Origin of the sequence: Nioella ostreopsis (assembly GCF_004000255.1) — a bacterium.
Taxonomy (GTDB): domain Bacteria; phylum Pseudomonadota; class Alphaproteobacteria; order Rhodobacterales; family Rhodobacteraceae; genus Nioella; species Nioella ostreopsis.
Map to the genome: position 1 here is coordinate 1 of NZ_RCIQ01000068.1, position 1,596 is coordinate 1,596.

General features: G+C 57.4%; 1 protein-coding gene. It reads left to right on the forward strand.

The genetic code is table 11. From position 1 onward, the window contains the following. Positions 1-85 precede the first annotated feature (85 nt). Complete coding sequence (locus tag EP237_RS22815) at positions 86-1,471, forward strand: IS1182 family transposase (RefSeq protein ID WP_127563103.1); 1,386 nt, start codon at positions 86-88, stop codon at positions 1,469-1,471. Positions 1,472-1,596: the final 125 nt, after the last annotated feature.

Sequence of the window (1,596 nt, forward strand, 5' to 3'; positions counted from 1 at the left end):
CCGCCGATGCTGTTGAAAAACTCTGTGTTGCAGTGCGGCAAGCCGTTTGATTCACTCGATTTATCAAGATCGGGAGGATTGAGCGATGATGGGCATTCAAAAGGTCGAAGCGCAGCTGTTTTACGAGTTTGATCTGGACGCTCATGTGCCACCCAGCCACGTCCTGAGAGAGATCGATCGTTTCCTCGACATGGGAGACATGCGGGAAAGGTTGAAGCCGTTCTACAGCCACACAGGCCGCCCCTCGATTGATCCCGAACTCATCTTGCGCATGTTGGTGATTGGCTATGTCATGGGCATCCGCTCCGAGCGACGCCTTTGCCAAGAGGTGCATCTGAACCTGGCTTACCGCTGGTTCTGTCGGCTCGGCCTGGATGACAAGGTGCCGGATCACTCGTCCTTCTCTCGGTACCGCCATGGCAAGTTCCGGGACAGCGACATGCTGCGTCATATCTTCGAGGCGACGGTGGAGCGCTGCTTGAAGGAAGACCTCGTGTCTGGCGAAGGCTTCGCCGTTGACGCCAGCCTGATCCCAGCGGATGCCAACAAGGCGCGTTCCATAGCGGCCAAAGATTGGAGCGAAGATGTTGCGCGGGCAGTTGGCAACCGCGCCGCCAAGGAATATCTCGAAACGCTGGATGACACGGCCTTTGGTGCTGCCTCGCCAGTGCAGCCGAAGTTCGTCGCGAAGTCCGATCCTGCGGCCCAATGGACGCGGGCCGAGGAAAGCCGCCCCTACTTCGCCTATGCCACGAACTACCTGATCGATACGAAAAGCTCGGTCATCATGGACGTTGAAGCCACGCGAGCAATCCGGCAAGCGGAGGTGGGCGCCTCGCAAACAATGCTGGATCGCACCGAGAAACGCTTTGGGATCAGACCGGAGTGGCTCGCTGCAGACACGGCATATGGCTCCAGCGACAACTTGGGCTGGTTGGTCAAGAAGCGCGGGATCATCCCATTCATTCCGGTGATTGATCACTCGAACCGCAAAGACGGCGCATGGACGAGGTTTGAGTTTGAATACGATGAGGCCAATGATCAGTACATCTGCCCCGAAGGCTTCGCCCTCAAACAGTTCCGCCGCAATTACTCCGATCCCAATCGCGGCAAGAATATCAGCGGCACCCGAAAGTATCGGGCTCTCAAATCCGACTGTCAGGGTTGTCCATCGAAAGAGAAGTGTTGCCCCAATGCGATCTGCAGATCGATCAGTCGGGAAGAACACGAGGATGCGCGGGACTTTGCTCGGTCTAGTCGGAAGACGAAAGCCTATAAAGTCAGCCGCGACAAACGGAAGAAGGTCGAGATGCTGTTTGCACATCTGAAGCGCATCCTGAACCTGACCAGGCTACGACTGCGCGGCCCGAACGGGGCCAAGGATGAGTTCCTCCTCGCGGCCATCGCACAGAACCTCAGAAAACTCGCCAAGCTCAGGCCCAAGACCGTCCAAACGGAGGCCACCGCATGATCTGAGCAATCATATTAGCCGAATAGGGTGTCGACCGGACCAGCTTCCGGGGCAATCAACTCGCGCAGACACCACAGCGACGATCCCGCCGAAAATCGCGCCGAGTTCTTCAACAGAATCCGCCC

What these genes read in the sequence shown, in the direction of transcription:
- EP237_RS22815 (WP_127563103.1), top strand. Translation starts at nt 86, where the DNA reads ATGATGGGCATTCAAAAGGTCGAAGCGCAGCTGTTTTACGAGTTTGAT.